The organism is Caballeronia choica, from assembly GCF_001544535.1.
GTDB classification, from domain to species: domain Bacteria; phylum Pseudomonadota; class Gammaproteobacteria; order Burkholderiales; family Burkholderiaceae; genus Caballeronia; species Caballeronia choica.
Map to the genome: position 1 here is coordinate 1 of NZ_FCON02000345.1, position 2,977 is coordinate 2,977.

Below are 2,977 nucleotides of genomic sequence, written 5' to 3' on the forward strand. Positions count from 1 at the left end.
GCGCGACGTCCTCTTCAAAAGGGCGAGAAGCTGGGCTCGAAAATTCACGAGCAGCTTTCACAAATTGGCCGCGATCCCTACCTCGTACGCTCCTTCTTTAGCCATCAATCTGTCCGCTATATTTCTGACGTGTGAGTAAGTTGGCGTCAAGGGCGTCTGCGTCGACGATGACCTCATGATCGAATTCCAAGCCCTTTGCCAGCAGCGTTGTCCCAATGAATTTTCGGTGCCCACACGGCTTTGCGGTAAAGAGACAAACGAATGAGATTTTTAACGGGTTTGCTACACGCAGGCCTCTGGCCGGCAATCAGCTCGCCGCGCCACTGCTCGCCTCTATCTTAGGCTCACATTTGGGCGTGAGTCGAACGAAGACGCTGCAACATGGCATCGCCAACGCAGGCTGCGAGCGCCTCGTCGGTCATCCCAAGCACGGCTTCGGGCGTCTGAGCTCCCGCTTGCGACAAAGCAAGGCACTGCCCACGCGTTAATGCAGTGTTAATCTTGCGAAGTGGTAAGCAAGATTCCGGAAGTCCGAACTCAAGACGCGTAAGCAGAATGTCGACTCCCTCGAGAAACGCCGGTTGCTCCGGGAACAGGGCCGCGAGAATGCGGTGAGCAGACCGCAACTGGAACCGCGCGCCGTCGGCGATGCTCATAATGTCGCCGTAGCGGATCGCTCCGACGTAGGGGTTCGCCGTATAGCGTTGCTCCAAAGTATCAAGGGGAACGCCTTCCACCCAATCAAAGAGAATGGCCGCACGCTTGCATCGGCGCCAAAACTCATGCTCGTCAGGTCCGTAACGCTGCAGTGCCCGTTGCATTGTGCGTCCATAGCGAACGATGACATCGTTGACACGTGCGGCCTCCGATCGTCCCCTCGTGAAAAGCGGCGTATAGATGTCCGACATCTCCTGCAAAACCTGCACGAGCGCCAAGATATGCAGCGCAGGCGTTGCTGCAACGTCGACATTGCGCAAAAGTTCCATTAAACGCAGCCCAGATTCGAAAGAAAGCGACGATCCACCCACAGCTTGTCCGAGCATCGTTAGGTGGAGGACATCATCGCCTCCTTGTTCAGCAAGCCCTGTTTGCAAGAGACGTCCTACGAAACTTGCGACTTGCGGTTCAACCGTCGCAACCCAGTTAGGATTCGCGCGAGCTGCTGCGTAGCCACCGAAAGTGTTTACGAGCAAAGCTGGGATGTCACCGGCCTTCACTCCACGAATCTGGCTCAGGAGACGAAGCACCCAGGTTGACAGCGCTGCCTCGGTGAACGAAGAAGTCACATCTTCTGGTGTCCCTTCAACATAACGGTGGAACAGCCGGGCTCTCTCAATTGGGGTGGCCGCCAGGATAATTGCCTTGCCCGTTTCATTGAATCCCAAGCGGCCGGCCCGGCCCGCCATGTTCTTGTATTCCGCAATCGTGAACGCCCGCCCGTCTTCCCCACGGAACTCCTGCTCCGCGAGGATAACGGTTGACGCCGGTGTGTTAATCCCAGCTGCTAGGGTGGTCGTCGAAGCCAAGACCCATATGCCACCATCAGGGTCGCGAAATCCGCGCTCAATCGCTTCTCTCTCAGCTCGCAGCAGGTTAGTGTTGTGAAATGCAGTACCTCCGCTCAAGCACCGCCGCAGGTCACGAGAGGCCGAGGTAAGGTCCTGTGCGGGCAGCGCACTTAGGGTTGCTGTCGCAGGCCCCTTCCCTAGCGCGTCGGCAAGGTATCGCGCACACCCTTGAGCTTTCCCCCGCTGATTTCGGAAGACGATAAGCTTCTCATTAGCGCCAACAAGCTTCTGCGCCAGTGGAACGATGACATCTTGAGAGCCAGGCTTGTCCTTGCGCACACGGATGCCGTTCGGCGGCAGCATCGCGTCAACTTTTGTCATACCATCAACGTCGCGGTACTGAAATGTCCCATGCCGGTCGAGCACCCCTTCGATCAACGGTACCGGACGGTCGCGCGAGAGAAGCACGGGGATGTCCAGCCACTGATCAAAACCGTTGAGTCGGCCGATGACGGCGGATAGGAGAATCAGTTGCGGGTGGATGCCCTGAGCGCGTGCTCTCAGGAGCAACGCCAGGATCAGCTCTACGGTTATGCCCCTGCGAGGATCCGTGATGAATTGCGCTTCGTCGACAACCACAAGCCCAATCCGATTGAGAAGGTGCGGTGCGCCAAGGACGAGAGCGAGGAACATCTCATAGGTGAAGAAGCCCAGATCATAGCGACTAGCAAGGACGTCCCTGACGGAATCAGTAGCGTCGCCAGTGCAGCGGACGACGCGCAGCCCTGAAGCGCCATAACGCTCGCCGAATTCCTCGAACTTCTCGCTGACGATGGCGCGATATGGCAACAAGAACACCGCCTTCTTTCCTTCAATAACCGACTGGACAGCGGCAAGCTCGCCAATCATCGTCTTGCCCGAACTCGTCGGCGCGACGGTCATGAGCGAACGATCTGCAAGCACGCCAAACTCATTGACCGCGCGCAATTGCAAGGCGTTGAGGCCACTCGGAAAACGTGCGACCCATTGGTCGACAATCGACTGTGGGAAGCCGCTGTCCAGCAACTGCTCGAAGGGTCCAGCCATCTGCTCGACAGCGCGTAACGGAAACGCAGCGTTGTAATTTGCACCGTACACAAGGCGCGGGAATACAAGTCCTCCTTGGACGCTGCCCAGGAACACGGGCGTCTGCGTTACGCCGATGCGTTCAGCTTCGACGCGAGCGATCTGTACGATCTCATCTGCTACTGCGGGGAAACTGATCCGGTCTCTAGAAGTTGCCGTCATTGCTGCAACGACGGCATGCGTAAGCAGGCCATGTCCGGTGCCAGGTTGCTCCCATGCAACCTGGCGCGCGGTGCAGGCGGCAAGCAGAATTCTCCCCTCCCCCGCCTGTGGCGCGACAATCTGGATGAGAGACGCGCGACAATCAAGTTGAGAATGTCGCGGCAGAAATGATGATGCCGATG

1 protein-coding gene and 1 pseudogene are annotated in these 2,977 nt (G+C 57.8%); one reads left to right on the forward strand and one right to left on the reverse strand.

The features are described 5' to 3' along the window. Positions 1–135 (forward strand): annotated as a pseudogene (locus AWB68_RS49155) (IS630 family transposase); the annotation flags it as partial. A 209-nt stretch (positions 136–344) separates the two neighbouring features. Here AWB68_RS49155 and AWB68_RS43615 read toward each other — a convergent pair. Next, a partial coding sequence (locus tag AWB68_RS43615) for a DEAD/DEAH box helicase (RefSeq protein WP_087650281.1) occupies positions 345–2,977 on the reverse strand: 2,633 nt, incomplete at its 5' end.